Genomic DNA, 17553 nt, shown 5'->3' on the forward strand with positions numbered 1-17553 from the left:
AGAGGTGATAATCGCACTATGCAAGTCGAGTGTAATCAAAACGACTCCTAGCGGCGTCACGATACACTAAAACGCTGGGCCCATTGCAATTTGGCGGTAGACCAGAACGACCCAAGATCGCTGGCGGCAACCGGCGGGAAGCCCAGGGCCTGCCACGCCTGATTCAAGGTGTGCATCGGATGCGCAATGTCCAGCGGTTCGGCGTGGTTCTGTTTGGAAAGCTTGCGTCCGTCGTCGTCCATCAGCACCGGAATGTGCATGACACGGGGATAGTCAATATGCAGGTGCCGCGCCAGCACCCGCTGGCGCGCTGTCGAATCGAGCAAGTCTTCGCCCCGCACTATGTCGGTGATGCCTTGCGCGCCATCGTCGACGACCACGACCATCTGATAGGCCCACAGGCCGTCGGCACGCCGCACGATGAAATCGCCGACTTCGCTGGCGACGTTTTGCTCTTGGGGGCCTTGCCAGCGGTCATCAAAGCGTTCCATGCCGGGGGGAACCTTGAAGCGCCATGCACGCGCCTGGCGTCCGGCAGGCAGTCCCTTGCGGCAAGTGCCGGGATACGCGCCCCATGGAAGCTCCTGGCGGGTGCAGGCACAGCCGTACACGAGGTTCTCCGCGAGGAGCTCGTCGAAGGCCGCCTGGTAACGATCCAGATGCCGGGATTGCCACGTGGGCGGTTCGTCCCAGTGCATGTCAAGGGCTCGCAGCTGGGTCATGATGATTTGATCCGCTCCAGGAACGACGCGCGGTGTATCGATGTCCTCGATGCGCAGCAGCCATTTGCCGTGATGCGCACGCGCATCCAGAAAGCTTGCCATCGCGGCAAGGAGCGAGCCGTCGTGCAGTGGGCCGGTGGGACTCGGTGCGAAGCGCCCTATATAAGGACGTTTACTGCCTTGTACTTCCAGCGCCATGCAGCAATGCCTGTTTAATGCGATAAGCGCGCCGGGTCGTCGGCCAGAAGCTCTTCGAATACCAGATGGTCGACTTCGGCCTCTTGGCTCCAGAGAACCATGAGCGCGATAATCTTGATTTTTTCAAGGGAGATCGGGGATTCGGTCGTTGCCTGGGCCCGGTCGATTAGAATTTCGCGCAGGACGGTAGGCAGGACGCCTGAATTTTCGAGAAACGATATGAAACCGATGGCCTCGGTGCCGAGCGTGCGGTATTCATAGTCGGTGAAGATGCGGCGGCTGTCGCCTTGCGGATTCTTTGCCAGCTGACCACATTCTTCTGTGGTTTGGGCCAGCCCGTGCAGCCAGCCCAGGGCGTCGTTGATGTCTTCGTCTTCGAAACCCACTGCGGCAAGCTTATGCGCCAGGACATCGGCCTCGGGACACGCTTGGGGTGTATAGTAAGTTTCGAACAAGTAAACCAATATATCGAACATATGCGATTCCGGTTGCTGTTTGCGAAAGTCTTTGCGTGTGCGAAAGTCAGTGAGTAGATAAAAGCTTAACCGGTAAAGTTATGATGACTTTACGCTGATTTGTCATCCCGGGCAAATCAGGCTGTTGTTGCCAGCAGACGCTGCTTATACGGTGCCCAATGGCGATATACGCTGTATGGTGCAGTCAAATACTACTTTTGGGGGTATCCATGGAAGAGGTACAACACGCGGTACGCGAAGCCGATCCGCCGCAGGCCAGCACGATTGCCATTCCGCCGGCGGCCCGCCCGGGCGATCCAATTGAAGCCGTCGATACGCCCAGCCTGATCCTGGATCTGGACGCTTTTGAAGACAACCTGCGGACCATGCAGGTCCTGGCCGAGCGCCACGGCGTGGCGCTGCGGCCGCATGCCAAGGCCCATAAGTGTCCTGAAATCGCCATCCGGCAAGTCGCATTGGGGGCCAGCGGAATATGCTGCCAGAAGGTCTCCGAGGCCGTGCCCTTTGTAGCCGCGGGCGTGCGCGATGTCCTGATCAGCAATGAGGTGATCGGGGCACCGAAGCTCGCCTTGCTGGCACGCCTGGCACGGCAGGCTCACATGTCGGTGTGTGTCGATAATGTGCGCGCAGTCGAAGCCTTGTCCTCGATGATGGTGGAATACGAGGCCACTGTGAACGTCCTGGTTGACATCGATGTAGGCCAGAAACGTTGCGGCGTGCAGACTCCGGAAGAGGCGGTATCGCTGGCACGCCTGGTGCAGAAGCTGCCGAATATCAGTTTTGTGGGCGTGCAGGCCTATCACGGTGGCCTGCAGCACAAGCGGTCGCTGGACCAGCGCCAGAAAGCGGCCGACAAGACAGTACGCGCCATACGCGGTTATCTGGATGCCTTTGCCAGGGCACAGATCGAATGCCCAGTCGTCAGCGGCGGCGGCACCGGCACCGCGGCATTCGACGTGGCGAGCCAGGTGTATACCGAGATCCAGGCAGGCACCTATGCATTCATGGACACCGACTACGCCGCTATCGATTGGGGCGATGCCTTGGCATTCCGGCACAGCTTGTACCTGCTGGGTACGGTCATGAGTACGCCTACGCCCGAACGGGCAGTGGTCGATCTAGGACTGAAGTCCACCAGTGCCGAGAGCGGCGCGCCGCGGATCGCCGATCACCCCGATCTGCGTTGCGTGGCCGTGCACGACGAGCATTGCATACTGCTGGCTGGCAGCCGACGCAGCCGTCCCGAAGTGGGTACGCAGCTGCGCCTGATACCTGGGCATTGCGACCCCACCTTCAACCTGCACGACTGCATCGTGGCAGTGCGCGGCCAGCATGTCGAAGCGCTATGGCCCATCAGCGCCCGGGGACTAAGCCGCTAACCGGGCAGCTAACCTAGACCGTAAGAGCGATCAGTTCGGCGCCATCGCCGACCTGGTCGCCGACGTCAAAGAACAATTCCTCGACGGTTCCGTCCGATGGCGCATGGATGGTGTGTTCCATTTTCATGGCTTCCATGACCAGCAGGGCGTCGCCGCTCTTGACCTTGTCGCCGGCCTTGACCGAGATGGAAATGATCTTGCCGGGCATCGGAGCGGTCAGGCCGCCCGCGTGCTCGTTGGAATCTTCCTGGGCGTGCGCCACGGCATCGTGAACTTGCAGCACTTGCACGGCGCCATCGGCAAATACATGCACGTGTTCATCCTGGAGCACGACATTGGCCGACGCGTCTGCGCTGTCCAGGCGCACGCGCACCCGGTACTGGCGGGGCGCCAGCGCTTCGGTTTGCCACTCGAACGACTGGGCCTGGCCGTCGCGGGTATAGGTCCATGCCTCGCCATTGCGGGTGATGTGAACATCGCGCAGTGCCTCGTGCTCCAGCAGCGAAAACACCTGCCGGTAGCTGCCGTTGATGCGCCAGCCGTCAGCCTGGGCCCATGGGTCCACGTGCACCGTGTTCCGGCGAACGGCCGACTGCGCGAGTCCTTGCCTGGACAACAGGGCGGCGATGGCCAGTGCCAGCGTGCTGTCGGAGGCAAGCGCCGCCGGCGGAAAGAGGCTGTCGTGTTGACGGTCGATCAGTCCGGTATCGAGGTCGGCGCTGGCGAAGGCGTCGTCCAGCATCAAGCGCCGCAGGAACGCGATATTGGTCTGCACGCCTACGCCCTGAATTTCACCCAGGGCCTGCACCATGCGGGCACGGGCCTGGTCGCGATCGGCGCCGCGCACGATGAGCTTGGCAATCATCGGGTCGTAGAAAGGCGTAATGGTATCGCCGGCCCGCACTCCGCCATCGATCCGGATGTCGCCGTTCTGGAAGGCGGCGTGGGGCGGAAAGTTCAGCGTGGTCAACGTGCCTATGGAAGGCAGGAAACCTTTTTCGGGATTCTCGGCATAGATACGTGCTTCGATGGCGTGCCCGGTAATGGAGAGTTCCTCCTGGGTAACAGGCAGTGCCTCGCCCGCCGCCACGCGCAGCTGCCACTCGACCAGATCGTGGCCGGTAATCATTTCGGTGACGGGGTGCTCGACCTGCAACCGGGTATTCATTTCCATGAAGTAGAAACGGCCATCGGGCTCAACGATGAATTCGACCGTGCCCGCGCCCACATAGCCGACTGCGCGCGCGGCGGCCACGGCGGCTTCACCCATTGCGCGGCGGCGCGCGTCGGACAGGCCGGGTGCGGGTGCTTCTTCGATGACTTTCTGATGGCGGCGCTGCACCGAGCAATCGCGCTCGAACAGGTACAGGCAATGGCCCTGTGTATCGGCAAATACCTGGATTTCGATATGCCGGGGCTTTTGCAGATAACGCTCGATCAGGACCTTGTCGTCGCCGAAGCTGCTGGCTGCCTCGCGCTTGCACGATGCCAGGGCTTCGCCGAAGGCGGCGCCGGATTCGACAATGCGCATGCCTTTGCCGCCCCCGCCCGCGCTGGCCTTGATAAGCACCGGATAGCCCATGGCGTCGGCCTGGGACTGCAGGAAGCCAGGATCCTGGTTGTCGCCATGGTAGCCGGGTACCAGCGGCACACCTGCTTTTTCCATCAGCGTCTTGGCGGCCGATTTGCTGCCCATGGCGGCAATCGCGCTGACGGGCGGTCCGACGAATACAATTCCGGCGTCGGCGCAGGCCTGCGCAAAGCCTTCGTTTTCCGACAGGAAACCATAACCGGGATGTATGGCTTGCGCGCCTGTCCGGCGGGCGGCATCAAGAATGACGTCGGCGCGCAGGTAGCTGGCGCGAGGTTCCGAACCGCCAATGTGCACGGCCGTGTCGCACGCGGCGACGTGGCGCGAACTGGCATCGGCATCGGAATAGACGGCAACGGTGCGTACGCCCAGGCGATGGGCGCTGGCGGCGACCCGGCATGCAATTTCGCCCCGGTTGGCAATCAGTAAAGTGGTAAACACATCGACTCCTTGGGATTACATGCGGAACACGCCGAAACGTGTGTCCTCGATAGGGGCATTGAGGGCGGCGGACAGGCCTAGCGCGAGCACGCGGCGGGTATCGGCGGGCATGATGATGCCATCGTCCCACAGGCGCGCCGTGGCGTAGTAGGGATGGCCTTCTTTTTCGTATTGCGCGCGTATGGGCGCCTTGAATTCCGCTTCGTCCTCGGCGCTCCATTCACCGCCCTTGGCTTCGATGCCATCGCGGCGCACCGTGGCCAGCACGCTGGCGGCCTGCTCGCCGCCCATGACCGAAATGCGCGCGTTGGGCCACAAGAACAAGAGCCGGGGGCCGAAGGCGCGCCCGCACATGCCGTAGTTGCCGGCGCCGAAGGATCCGCCGATAAGAATGGTGAACTTGGGCACGGATGCCGTGGACACGGCCGTGACCATTTTTGCGCCGTGCCGGGCAATGCCTTCATTTTCGTACTTGCGGCCCACCATGAAGCCGGTGATGTTCTGCAGGAACACCAGTGGAATCTTGCGTTGGCAGCACAGCTCGATGAAGTGCGTGCCTTTTTGCGCGGCTTCGGAAAAAAGCACGCCGTTGTTGGCGATGATGCCAACCGGCATGCCATGGATATGGGCGAAGCCCGTGATCAGCGTGGTTCCGAAGCGGGCCTTGAATTCATCGAACTCCGAGCCGTCGACGACACGCGCGATCACTTCGCGCACATCGTAGGGCTTGCGGGTGTCGGCGGGGATGATGCCGTTGAGTTCCTGCGGATCGTGCAGCGGTTCGGCAAACGCCTTGCGCCGCAACTGCACCGGCTTTTGATGGTTCAGCCGGGCCACGGCATTGCGGGCCAGATAGAGGGCATGGAGATCGTTATTGGCCAAGTGGTCGGCCACGCCCGACAAACGGGTATGAACGTCGCCGCCGCCCAGGTCTTCGGCGCTGACCACTTCGCCGGTCGCCGCCTTGACCAGCGGCGGTCCGGCCAGGAAGATCGTGCCCTGCTCCTTGACGATAATGGACTCGTCGCTCATTGCCGGCACATAGGCGCCCCCGGCGGTGCATGAGCCCATTACCACGGCGACCTGCCCTATGCCCGCGGCCGACATGACGGCCTGGTTGTAGAAGATGCGCCCGAAGTGCTCGCGATCAGGAAACACCTCGTCCTGGTTAGGCAGGTTGGCGCCGCCCGAATCGACCAGGTAGACGCACGGCAATTTGTTTTGCTGTGCGATTTCCTGGGCACGCAGGTGTTTTTTGACCGTGAGCGGATAGTAGGTGCCGCCTTTCACCGTGGCGTCGTTGCAAACGATCATGCATTCGACGCCCGAAATACGTCCGATGCCGGTAATCAGTCCCGCGCCGGGTGCCGCATTGTCATAGACGTCGTGCGCGGCCATGGGAGACAGCTCCAGGAACGGCGTACCCGGATCCAGAAGCCGCTCGACGCGATCACGGGGCAGCAGCTTGCCGCGCGCCAGATGCTTTGCACGCGCGGATTCGCTACCGCCCATGGCGGTTTTCAATAGCTGTTGTTGCAGGTCATCGACCTGTTCTTGCATGGCGCGCGCATTGTCGATGAATGCTTGCGACCGCGGATTGATCCGGGATTCGATTACGGGCATTGATTGCTGTTCCTAAAAAGCAAGAAATGGCGCGCGGGCCGGCCGCAGCGCCACGTACAGAACTAAACCATTTCGATGGCCAGGGCGACGGCTTCGCCGCCGCCGATGCACAGGGAGGCCACACCGCGCTTGCCGCCAGTCTTGCGCAAGGCGCCCACCAGGGTGGTGAGCAGGCGTGCACCCGAAGCGCCAATGGGATGGCCCAAAGCGGTGGCCCCGCCATGGATATTGACCTTCTCGTGAGGCAGTTTCAAGTCGGTCATGGCCGCCATGGTGACGACGGCGAAAGCTTCGTTGATCTCATACAGATCGACGTCCTCGGCGCTCCAGCCGCTCTTGGCAAGCACCTTCTGGATGGCGCTGACGGGCGCGGTCGTGAACCAGGCCGGTTCCTGCGAATGCTGGGTGTGCGCGACGATGCGTGCCAGGGGGGTGGCGCCCAGTTTCTTGGCGGTGGACTCGCGCATCAGCACCATGGCGGCGGCGCCGTCGGAGATGGATGAGGAGTTGGCCGCGGTGACGGTCCCGTCTTTCTTGAAGGCGGGCTTGAGGGTGGGCACTTTCTCCGGCATGGCCTTGGTGGGCCCCTCGTCGGTGTCGATGACGGTATCGCCCTTGCGGCCCGCCACGGTGACCGGCGTGATTTCCCATTTGAAGCTGCCATCCTCGGTGGCGGCGCGGGCGCGGCGCAGCGATTCGAGCGAGAAGGCATCTTGTTGTTCGCGGGTGAAGGTGTATTTCGAAGCGCAATCTTCGGCGAACACACCCATGGCCGTTCCGCGTTGATAGGCGTCTTCCAGGCCGTCCAGCGCCATGTGGTCGTAAACCGTGGAATGGCCGTAGCGGTAGCCCTGACGTCCGCGCAGCAGCAGGTAGGGCGCATTGCTCATGCTTTCTTGGCCGCCGGCGACGACGACGTCGGCGCTGCCCGCCATGATGATGTCATGGCCGAACATGGCCGCCTTCAAGCCCGAGCCGCAGACTTTATGGATGGTGGTGCAGCCCACGGTCAACGGCAGGCCGGCCCCCAGGGCGGCCTGGCGCGCGGGCGCCTGGCCCTGGCCGGCTTGCAGCACATTGCCCATGATGACTTCATCGACGGCGTCGCCCTGGATGCCGGCGCGCTCGATGGCGGCCTTGATCACGATGGCGCCGAGCTCATGCGCGGCCAGGCCGGACAAACTGCCCATCATCGCTCCCATTGGGGTGCGTGCAACCGATACTAAAACAATAGGGTCAGACATGGTTTGCTCCTGAGGAATAAGGAAAAGAAAGTGTGCCGGCGGCCAGGCGCCGGTCGTGGTGATAGGGGAAAATGTCTTCAATGCGGCCCTGGGCTGCGCGTTCGCGGCAGCCCTGCCACCAGTCGGCATTCAGCAGGTCGGCATGGTGTTTCAGGAATGCCGCCCGCACGCGAGAGTCGCCCAGCAGGAAAAAACGGAACTCTTCGGGAAATACATCGTTGGCGCCCACCGGATACCAGGGTTCGCTGGCCAGTTCGGCTTCTTCATTGGGCGCTGGCGGGATATGCCGGAAGTTCATTTCGGTCATGTGCTGGATCTCGTCATAGTCATAGAATACAACTCGTCCAAGACGGGTGACGCCGAAGTTCTTGAATAGCATGTCGCCGGGAAAAACGTTGGCGGCGGCCAGTTCGCGTATGGCGTTGCCATAGCCCAGTACGGCCGCTTCCAGCGCATTGTCCGAGGCCCGGGCCAGATACAGGTTAAGCGGCGTCATGCGCCGTTCGATGTAGACATGACGCAAGACGATACTGTCGTCATTTTCTTCCAGCAGGCTGGGCACCTGCTGGCGCAGTTCGGCCAGCAAGGCGGCTGAAAAGCGCGCCCGGGGCAATGCCACCTGGGAATATTCCCAGGTGTCAGCCATGCGGCCCACGCGGTCGTGCCGTTTCACCAGCTGGTATTTGCGTCGTACGGTTGCATGGTCCATGCCTTCCTTGGCGATGCGGTCGCGTATCAGCTTGAATACATAAGGATAGGAAGGCAGCGTGAAGACAACCATCACCATGCCGTGGATGCCGGGGGCGATATCGAAGGCGTCGTGGGAGTGCGCCAGGTGATGCAGGAAATCGCGGTAGAAAAGCGTCTTGCCCTGCTTCTGCAAGCCGATGGCGGTATAAAGTTCCGCGCTGGGCTTGCGCGGCATCAGTGCACTCAGAAAATGGACATAGGCGGCGGGTGTTTCCATGTCGACCAGGAAATAGGCCCGCGTAAAACTGAACAGCGTCGTCAGGTCGTCGGGTGCATGCAGCAGGGCGTCAAGCCGTATATGGCCCGACGGCGCGCGCAACAGCGCGATGGCGAATGGATAAGTCGTGCCCTGATTGATCACGCGGCCGACAATGTATGCACCCTTGTTTCGAAAAAATAGTGAGTTCAGCACATGGATTTGGCAGTCGGGCGCAATACGCTGGCCCGCGCCGCCGGGAATGGCCTGCCGTAACTGGCGCAAGGCCATGCGCGCAACTTTGCGGGTGTCGGCCGGCAGATCGGCAAAGGGCGCGGCCAACCCGAAATCGGCCACCATGGCGATGAGTGACTTTTCCAGTCCCGCGCTGACCGGATAATAGACCCGGTACGAGGGCAGCCTGCTGTCCAGGTACTCGGTGGCAATGGCGGGCCGTACGAACAGGAAATCGTTATGAAAATAGTCCCGGTGCAACAGGCGGCACGACACCGAGTTGAAGAAGGTTTCCGCGCACTCCGGCTGCCTGTGGGCCGCCAGCAGGGCCACGAATTCGGCCTTGACGGACTGCCAGAAGCTCATCTGTGCCGGCGTCAAGCTTTGTTGGGCCGACGCGCCGCTTGGGCTGGCATCGCTGTCTTTAAGCGCCGCCGTCAACAGCGTGGCGCATTCATGCACGCGCGTGTCGTAGTACTCGATGCGCTCGCGCGACAGTTGCTGGATGCCGCGCCAGTCGCCGGATTCGAACAGGGATTTGGCGCGCTGCGCGCTATAGCGGAACAAGGCGTAGTGGCGATCAAAGCCATCGAGCATGGTCCGGGCCACGGCATCTGGTGACAGACCCGGGCGCGATACCTGTTCAATATGCTGATGATCACCGACGAAAATCATGCCTCACCCTTTATTCGGCCTGATGCCGGCAGCCGTGCCGTGCTTGCGCATCAAGCCGTTTCGTTGAAAAGCTCGCGACCGATCAGCATACGACGGATCTCGCTGGTGCCGGCGCCGATTTCATAAAGCTTGGCGTCGCGCCACAGGCGTCCCGTGGGGTAGTCATTAATATAGCCGTTACCGCCCAGTATCTGTATACCTTCGCCCGCCATCCAGGTGGCTTTTTCGGCGCAATACAGGATGACGGCAGCGCAGTCCTTGCGCACCTCCCGTCCGTGTCCGGCACCCAGCTTGTCCAGATTTTTGCCCACGGCGTAGCAAAAGGCCCGGCTGGCTTGCAGCGTGGTGTAAAGATCGGCCACCTTGCCCTGGATAAGCTGGAATTCGCCGATGGACTGGCCAAACTGCTTGCGGTCATGAATATAGGGGACGACGACGTCCATGACGGCCTGCATGATGCCCAGTGGGCCGCCGGTCAACACCGCGCGCTCGTAGTCCAGGCCGCTCATCAGCACCTTTACGCCGCCATTGAGCTCGCCCAGTATATTTTCTTCGGGCACTTCGCAGTCCTGGAAAACCAGTTCACCGGTATGGCTGCCGCGCATGCCCAGCTTGTCCAGCTTCTGGGCAATGGAAAACCCCTTGTAGCCTTTCTCGACAATGAAGGCGGTAATGCCGCGTTGTTTTGCAGCCGGATCGGTCTTGGCGTAGACCACCAGCGTATCGGCATCGGGCCCGTTTGTAATCCACATCTTGTTGCCGTTCAGGACATAGCGGTCGCCTTTTTTGTCGGCGCGCAGCTTCATGCTCACGACGTCGGAACCGGCGCCCGGTTCGCTCATGGCCAGTGCGCCGATGTGTTCGCCCGACACCAGCTTGGGCAAGTATTTCTGCTTTTGTGCGGCCGTGCCGTTACGGTGCAGCTGGTTGACGCACAGGTTGGAGTGAGCGCCGTAGGACAGTGCCACCGAGGCGCTGGCCCGCGAAATCTCTTCCATGGCGATCATGTGGGCCAGATAGCCCATGTTCGACCCGCCGTAGCTTTCATCCACGGTCATGCCTAAAAGACCCAGGTCGCCGAACTTGCGCCATAGGTCCATGGGGAACTGATCGCTGCGGTCGATCTCGGCGGCCCGCGGCGCGATCTCGGCCTGGGCGAAGTCATGGACTGCGTCGCGCAGCATGTCGAGGTCGGAACCCAGGTCGAAATTGAGGCCGGGAAGATTCATGGTTGTCTCCAAGTTTGAATGCAGCGCGCCTTGACGCGATAGCGTTTGGCGTTCGTCTTGCACAATTCTATATGACGTTTACGTAAACGTAAATGCGTCGTTAGGCCGGTGTGGCGATCGCCCGTCGGCTAGGCGTCCGCTTTGCCGGCATGCTTTTGCTCAAGCAGTACCCGGCAGGTCTTCTCCTGCTGTGCGATTTCCTTGAGCGTGAGATCGATATCCTGGCGCTGGCGTTTCAATGTATCGCGGTGCTGGCCCAGCACCTGCAAGTAGTGCTCAAGCTGGGCAATCGACGCCCCCGGTCCATCGTACATGTCGATGAGGCTTAGGATTTCCGTCAGTTGCAAGCCCAGGCGCTTGCCCCGCAGGGCAAGCTTCAGCCGCGTGCGGTCGCGGGGATGATAGACACGAGTGCGTCCGTCGCGGGTGGGGCTGACGATGCCCTGGTCCTCGTAGAAGCGGATAGTGCGCGGCGTAATGGAAAACTCGTGCGCGAGCTCGGAGATGGTCCAGGTGGAGTTGGTCATTATGCGTGTTGGCAGTTTACGTTAACGTAAACTATGATGCCATAATACGTCGGTCAGGCATACTGCGATAAGAATGGAGACACCACACATGAACCCGAATGAACAAAAACTGGCCTACCCATGGGGCGATACGCTGCCCGTAGCGGGGGCGGCCTTGACTGTTGCCGATGGCGTCCGCTGGATACGCATGCCATTGCCTTTCGCCCTGGACCATATAAACCTATGGCTATTGCGCGACAAGATCGACGGACGTGAAGGCTGGACCATCGTCGACTGCGGCGTGTCGCGCGACGACGTCAAGGCCTTGTGGGAACAGGTATTCGAGAATGCTCTGGATGGTCTTCCGGTATTGCGCGTCATTGTGACCCACATGCACCCGGATCACATCGGCCTGGCTCATTGGCTGTGCCAGAAGTGGAGCGCGCCCTTGTGGATGACCATGACCGACTACGCCGTGGCCCGGCTGTGGTCGCGTCCGTCCGTGGGCGGCATGGCGGCGGGCGGCCCCAATGGCCAGTCTGCAGTAGACCATTTCACCCGCCATGGCCTGAACGACCCCGAAGCGCAGGACAAAATCCGGGAACGCTCCAACTATTATCCCAGCCTGGTTCCAGACGTTCCGGCAAGCTTTCACCGCATCATGGACGGCGACCGGGTGGTGATCGGTGGCCGCGATTGGCGGATTATCGTCGGTTATGGCCATGCGCCGGAGCATGCGTCGTTGTACTGCGATACCCTGCGAGTCCTGATTTCGGGCGATATGGTCTTGCCGCGCATTTCCACCAACATCAGCGTGTTCGATTACGAACCCGACAGCAATCCTTTGCCGCTATACCTGAATTCCTTGCGCGCCTACGACGACCTGCCTGAAGATACCCTGGTGTTGCCGTCCCATGGCCGCCCCTTCAAAGGCCTGCACGAGCGTATTGGCCAGCAGCACCTGCACCATGCCGAGCGCCTGGCTGAAGTGCTGGACGCCTGTACCGTGGCCCAGAGTACGACGGATATTCTGCCGGTCATGTTCAAGCGCAAGCTGGATCTCCATCAATTGACGTTCGCCATGGGCGAAGCGCTGGCGCATTTGCATGCCTTGTACTTCGACGGGAAACTTGTGCGCAGCACCGGCGACGACGGTGTCATCCGGTTCAAACAGGGCGCCGTCGCCGATTGAATGGCTGGCTGGTCAGCGCTGCATATAGACCAGCCGTAGTGCCAGCCCCAGGAATACGACGCCGGCGACACGGTTAAGCAGCCGCTGGGCGCGTTGCGATTGCTGAACGCGTTCGCCCAACATGCCGGAGCACAGTGCAATGGCGCCAAACACCAGTAGCGTTGCCAGCATGAAGAGCCCGCCCAGGGCCAGCGTTTGCATCGCGACAGATCCGCGCGCGGTATCGGTGAATTGAGGCAGGAAGGCCAGGAAGAACAGCGATACCTTGGGATTTGTCAGGTTCATCAGGATGCCCCGGCGATAAAGCTGACCCTTGCTTTGCCGGACGGGCTTTGCCTGCGCATCGACGCCGCCAGGTGCCCGCAATGCTCCCCACGCCAGATAGAGCAGATACACGGCGCCGGCCAGCTTCAATACGGTAAAGGCGGCCTCCGAAGTGGCGAACACGGCGGCCAGTCCCGCGGTCACGGCCACGGTATGTCCGATCAGTCCGGTACAAAGTCCAAGCACCACCAGCATTCCCGATCCTCGCCCCCACAGGGCCGATTGCATCAGCACGAACAAATTGTCGGGGCCGGGGGTGAGGGCCAGCAATACGGCGATGCCAAAAAAAGAGACAGCCACTTCAAAGGTCAGCATGATGATTCTTGGTATCCTTGAGCATTGAGCCCGTCGCTCCTTCCGGATTTTTAACATACGCCATGGCCAATTCTATTCCTGCCGATCTTGACACGCTGCTGCAACATACCGGAATCGGTGAATTCGATCCTGTCCACGGGGCGGCGCCGGTTGCCTTGCCGGCAGTGCGGACCAGCACAGTGCGCTTTCAGAATCTCGACGCGTTGAAGCGGGCCCAGCAGGCCAAGGCCAAGGGCGAACGCAGCGTGACGTATGGCCGTGTCGGGATGGATACGCACGCGGCGTTGGAGGACGTTTTCTGCAAGCTCGAGGGTGCCGAACGGGCCTTTCTTGCTTCATCGGGTATGGCGGCCATTACCCTGGCTTTTTTCAGCACGCTCAATAGCCGGGACCATGTGCTGGTGGCCGACTGCTGCTATGGACCGGTGCGCTACCTGGATAAGGTTGTGCTGGGCCGTATGGATATTGAGGTGTCTTACTGCCGGGCTACGCCGGCCGCACTGAAAGCGCAATTGCGTCCGAATACGCGGGTGCTGTATGTGGAGTCCCCAGGATCGCTATTGTTTGAAATGCTGGATATTCCGGCGCTGGCCGCCTTCGCCCGTGAACATAAGCTGATCCTGGCTGTCGACAATACCTGGGGGTCGGGCTACATCTATCGTCCGCTGGAGCTGGGCGCCGATATTTCCATCGTGGCCGGCACCAAATACGTCGGTGGCCACTCCGACCTGATGCTGGGCGCCGTCATGGCCAGGGACCCCGCCTTGATTCAGCGCATCAACGACACGCACTATGCCATGGGATATTCCATCAGTGCCGATGACGCATGGCTCGCCATACGCGGCGTTCGTACACTGCCGATACGCATGCGCCAGACCGCCCGGAACGCCCTGGAAATATGCGACTTCTTCAGTTCACGCCCGGAGCTCGTGCGCCTCTATCACCCGGCCTTGCCCTCCGATCCCGGCCATGCCATATGGCAGCGGGACTGCACGGGCTCCAATGGCATGCTCGCTGTGGAGCTGAAGCTGGGTGACGCCGCTGCGCATCGCTTTGTCGACGCCTTAACCCTCTTCGGTATCGGGTTCTCGTGGGGCGGCTTTGAAAGCCTGGTGCAGTTGGTCGACCATGGCGCCCTTGACGTGCACGGGTACTGGACGCCCAGCGAGAATGCGATCGTCCGGCTGCATATAGGCCTGGAGTCGACCCAGGATCTTATTGCCGACCTGAGCCAGGCGCTGGACCAGGCCGCAGCGGCCTAGGCGGCGGCCACGCCAGGCGTGTTGATGCTCCAGGCGGTAAAGCGCCTGGACATGGAAAAGGGGCCTTGCAGGCCCCTTCCGGTTTACACATTGAACTGCCAGTTATTTACTGGCCATCTCGACCAGCTTCTGCGCCTGGTTGATGGTGGCCTCGTAGCTGTTGGTCATGGTCGGTGACGTTACGTACTTGCCGCCCACGGCAATGCTTGGCGTGCCTTCGATGTTATAGGCCTTGGCCAGTTCGTTGGCGCGTGCCACCTTGGACTGCAGGCCGAAGGAATTGAACACATCTTCGAAGGATTTGCGGTCGACGCCCTTGCTTACCACCCAGTCGGTGATCGCCTTGGCGTCATAAATGCGCTTGCGTTCGCCGTGAATGGCTTTGAATACCTCGGGGTGCAGGTCTAGCCGGTTCAGGCTTTCGAGCGAGTAATACAGCTTTTGAAGGTCGGCCATGCTGGCATTGAACGCCACCGGTACCGGCTTGAGGACGACATTTTCCGGCAAGGTCTTGGCCCAGGCTTGCACCATGGGTTCAAGGGTGTTGCAGTGTGGGCAGCTATATGCGAAAAACTCGAGTACTTCTATCTTGCCCGTCGTATCGGACGGTTGTGCGGGCTCGATCGTGACATAGCCCTTGTTGGCTTGAGCCTGTGCGGCGGGAACGAAAAGCGTGCCTGAACCGAGGGCGATAATGGCAACTGTACGTAGAAGCAGGTTTTTTAACGACATATATTTAATTCCAGAACAATACAAGTACACATAAGACTGGCGCGGCGGGCAAAAGTTCATGTCCGCCGCGCCGCGCGCGGGTTTATTGGCGTATCACCGATGAAGCAATTTTTTCCTCGCCCAGGCGTGCCCGCGAGCGATTCATTTCGTCGATGCCCTTGAATGGACCGACGCGCACGCGATTGATGGTGGAGCCATTCACTTGCGCCTTCTGTACCTGGACAGGCATGCCCATGAGAAGGATCTGGGCCTTGACTGCTTCGGCATCGTCTTCGGACCGGAATGCACCCGCTTGCAAATAGTAGGTTGTCTGGCTATTGGCCACTTTAGGCGGTGCTTCGGTCCCGGGGGCGGGCTTTGGCGGGGTGGCCGGCTTGGTCGGTTGTTCGGCCTTGCCCAGGCTGGCTATCAGGTTGCCCAGAGTGTCCGGAGGGGTGGGAGCCGCGGTGCCCGCCGCGCCGCCGGCCGGCGGCATGCCGGGCAAAGGTGCTGGCGCGGTGTCGGTGGGGCCCGTGGGCGAGACGCCGGCAGGACCGCTTTTGCCATACAGTCCCAGGTTCGGGTCTGGCGCGTCGCGCACGTCGGGCAGGAGCGTCTGGGCGGGATCGCGACTGGCCTTGTCTACGAAGGGCATAGGCACCTTGGTGACGAAGAGCGCCACGGCCACGGCCGCGGCCAGGCCCAATATAAGGCCTACCAGCACCCCGAACAAGGTACTGCCGCCTGACTTCGAACTCGATGTTTTGCGACTAGTGCGGGCCATAAAGGGTGTTACATCCTTTCAGGGGCGGAGACCCCAAGTAGTTCAAGGCCACCGGCAATGACTTGCCGGGTGGCATGGGCGAGCCGCAGCCGGGCAAGCTTGAGCTGGTCATCGTCTACCAGCACTCGCTCGGCGTTGTACCAGGCATGGAAATCGGCGGCGCAATCACGCAGCCAGAAAGCCAGGTGATGGGGTGCCAGTTCCTGGGCGGCCAGGGCAAGCGTATTGGGGTATTCGGCAAGGCGCTGCATCAGTGCGAATTCAGTCGCTGCCACCAGTTTGTCGACGGACGCCGAAGCAATCTGGTCTGCAAGCTGGGCGGACTGGCCAAGCATGGAACAAATCCGGGCGTGCGCATACTGGATATAGTACACCGGGTTTTCTTCGCTTTTTGAAAGGGCCAGGTCGATGTCGAAGACGAATTCGGAGTCGGCGCGCCGTTGGCTCAGGAAGAATCGGACGGCATCCTGTCCTACCCAGTCGATAAGATCGCGCATGGTGACATAGCTGCCCGCGCGTTTGGAGATCTTGACCTCGGCTCCTTCGCGTACGACCTTGACCATCTTGTGAAGGACATAGGACGGGAAGTCCTTGGGGATTCCTGTTTCGAGACCCTGCAGGCCCGCACGCACGCGTGCGATGGTGCCGTGGTGGTCGGTACCCTGGATGTTGATGGCACGGTGAAAACCCCGTTCCCATTTGGTGACGTGGTAGGCCACATCGGGAACGAAATAGGTATAGCCGCCTTCGGACTTGCGCATGACACGGTCTTTGTCGTCACCCGTGCCCAGTTCCGTCGTGCGCAGCCACAGCGCGCCTTCGCTTTCATAGGTATGACCGGCCGCGATGAGGGCCTGCACGGTTTTCTCGACCCGTCCGCTGGTGTACAGCGAGCTTTCCAGGTAGTAGTTATCGAATTTGAGGCCAAAGGCCTGCAAGTCGAGGTCCTGTTCGCGACGCAGGTAGGCAACGGCGAACAAGCGGATGTCATCGAGGCTGTCGAGGTTCGTGGTGGCGGTGACAGATACTCCGTCGGTTCCGATCACCGTTGCACCCGCCTGGAAGTCGCGGGCGATATCCATGATGTAGTCGCCCTTGTACCCATCGGCCGGGAAATCGGGCGCGTCGGGGGCGATGCCCTTGGCGCGTGCCTGCACACTGATGGCCAGGTTATCGATCTGATTGCCCGCGTCGTTATAGTAGAACTCGCGAGTGACGTCGTAGCCCTGCGATGTAAATAGGCGGCACATGGAATCGCCCAGTGCGGCTTGGCGGGAGTGCCCCACATGTAAGGGTCCCGTCGGGTTGGCGGACACGAATTCCACCATCAGTTTCTCGTGGTTGGGTTCGCGATGGCCGAAACGAAGGCCTTCCTGGGCGATGGCATGCAGCACCGCCTGCCGTGCCGTTGGGGACAGCCTGAAATTGATAAAGCCGGGTCCGGCAATTTCCGCCGAGCTGATCAACGACTGCGTAGCCGTGTCGGCCAGTAGCGCCGACACGATTTCCTGGGCCAGCTCGCGTGGATTGCGCTTCGATGGCTTGGCCAGCTGCATGGCGACGTTGCAGGCAATGTCGCCATGGGCGGCTACCTTGGGGCGCTCAAGCAAAATGACTGGCGTGGCTTGGGGCAGAATAGTGCCCACGGCGGCCTGTATCAGGGAAATAAGTTGTTGTTGTTGCCCAGGAAGCATAAGACGT

15 protein-coding genes are annotated in these 17553 nt (G+C 61.0%); 3 read left to right on the forward strand and 12 right to left on the reverse strand.

Annotated elements, in window-relative coordinates:
* Positions 1–56 precede the first annotated feature (56 nt).
* A complete protein-coding gene (gluQRS, locus tag CR159_RS09025) occupies positions 57–920 on the reverse strand; it encodes a tRNA glutamyl-Q(34) synthetase GluQRS (RefSeq protein ID WP_102073683.1) in 864 nt (287 codons plus the stop codon).
* Positions 921–934: 14 nt separating this feature from the next.
* Positions 935–1396, reverse strand: a complete 462-nt coding sequence (locus CR159_RS09030; RefSeq protein ID WP_102073684.1) for a Smg family protein — start codon at positions 1394–1396, stop codon at positions 935–937.
* 209 nt (positions 1397–1605) lie between these two features.
* On the opposite strand from CR159_RS09030, the gene CR159_RS09035 reads away from it, so the two are divergent.
* Positions 1606–2775 carry a DSD1 family PLP-dependent enzyme gene (locus CR159_RS09035; RefSeq protein WP_102073685.1) on the forward strand — a complete coding sequence of 390 codons (1170 nt, stop codon included), beginning with the start codon at positions 1606–1608 and terminating at the stop codon, positions 2773–2775.
* Positions 2776–2788: 13 nt separating this feature from the next.
* On the opposite strand, the gene CR159_RS09040 is transcribed toward CR159_RS09035, so the two are convergent.
* From CR159_RS09040 to CR159_RS09065, 6 genes are all read right to left on the reverse strand, one after another.
* The gene (locus tag CR159_RS09040; protein WP_102073686.1) at positions 2789–4807 is read right to left on the reverse strand and encodes an acetyl/propionyl/methylcrotonyl-CoA carboxylase subunit alpha; all 2019 of its coding nucleotides are present in this window, start codon (positions 4805–4807) and stop codon (positions 2789–2791) included.
* Between the two features lie 15 nt (positions 4808–4822).
* Entirely contained in the window at positions 4823–6430 is a 1608-nt protein-coding gene (locus CR159_RS09045) for a carboxyl transferase domain-containing protein (RefSeq protein ID WP_102073687.1), read from the reverse strand.
* 62 nt (positions 6431–6492) lie between these two features.
* The gene (locus CR159_RS09050) at positions 6493–7674 is read right to left on the reverse strand and encodes an acetyl-CoA C-acyltransferase (RefSeq protein ID WP_102073688.1); all 1182 of its coding nucleotides are present in this window, start codon (positions 7672–7674) and stop codon (positions 6493–6495) included.
* The gene (gene aceK, locus CR159_RS09055) at positions 7667–9529 is read right to left on the reverse strand and encodes a bifunctional isocitrate dehydrogenase kinase/phosphatase (protein WP_102073689.1); all 1863 of its coding nucleotides are present in this window, start codon (positions 9527–9529) and stop codon (positions 7667–7669) included. The genes CR159_RS09050 and aceK overlap by 8 nt, the downstream gene beginning before the upstream one ends.
* Positions 9530–9579: 50 nt before the next feature.
* Complete coding sequence (locus tag CR159_RS09060) at positions 9580–10758, reverse strand: isovaleryl-CoA dehydrogenase (RefSeq protein WP_102073690.1); 1179 nt, start codon at positions 10756–10758, stop codon at positions 9580–9582.
* 128 nt (positions 10759–10886) lie between these two features.
* On the reverse strand, positions 10887–11285 hold the full coding sequence (locus CR159_RS09065) for a MerR family transcriptional regulator (RefSeq protein WP_102073691.1): 399 nt from the start codon (positions 11283–11285) through the stop codon (positions 10887–10889).
* Positions 11286–11373: 88 nt separating this feature from the next.
* Between CR159_RS09065 and CR159_RS09070 the strand changes: the two genes are divergently transcribed.
* The gene (locus tag CR159_RS09070) at positions 11374–12456 is read left to right on the forward strand and encodes an MBL fold metallo-hydrolase (protein ID WP_102073692.1); all 1083 of its coding nucleotides are present in this window, start codon (positions 11374–11376) and stop codon (positions 12454–12456) included.
* A 12-nt stretch (positions 12457–12468) separates the two neighbouring features.
* Here the strand turns inward: CR159_RS09070 and CR159_RS09075 are convergent, their stop codons facing one another.
* On the reverse strand, positions 12469–13095 hold the full coding sequence (locus CR159_RS09075) for a LysE family translocator (protein WP_102073693.1): 627 nt from the start codon (positions 13093–13095) through the stop codon (positions 12469–12471).
* Between the two features lie 62 nt (positions 13096–13157).
* On the opposite strand from CR159_RS09075, the gene metC reads away from it, so the two are divergent.
* Positions 13158–14357 carry a cystathionine beta-lyase gene (gene metC / locus CR159_RS09080; RefSeq protein ID WP_102073694.1) on the forward strand — a complete coding sequence of 400 codons (1200 nt, stop codon included), beginning with the start codon at positions 13158–13160 and terminating at the stop codon, positions 14355–14357.
* Positions 14358–14459: 102 nt separating this feature from the next.
* Here metC and CR159_RS09085 read toward each other — a convergent pair whose 3' ends face one another.
* The 3 genes from CR159_RS09085 to argS form a co-directional block, all read right to left on the reverse strand.
* Complete coding sequence (locus CR159_RS09085) at positions 14460–15089, reverse strand: thiol:disulfide interchange protein DsbA/DsbL (RefSeq protein WP_102073695.1); 630 nt, start codon at positions 15087–15089, stop codon at positions 14460–14462.
* A gap of 82 nt (positions 15090–15171) precedes the next feature.
* Positions 15172–15852, reverse strand: a complete 681-nt coding sequence (locus tag CR159_RS09090; RefSeq protein WP_102073696.1) for an SPOR domain-containing protein — start codon at positions 15850–15852, stop codon at positions 15172–15174.
* An 8-nt stretch (positions 15853–15860) separates the two neighbouring features.
* Complete coding sequence (gene argS, locus CR159_RS09095) at positions 15861–17546, reverse strand: arginine--tRNA ligase (RefSeq protein ID WP_102073697.1); 1686 nt, start codon at positions 17544–17546, stop codon at positions 15861–15863.
* Between the last annotated feature and the right edge of the window lie 7 nt (positions 17547–17553).

Origin of the sequence: Pollutimonas subterranea, from assembly GCF_002849655.1 — a bacterium.
In the GTDB taxonomy this organism is placed as follows: Bacteria; Pseudomonadota; Gammaproteobacteria; order Burkholderiales; family Burkholderiaceae_B; genus Pollutimonas; species Pollutimonas subterranea.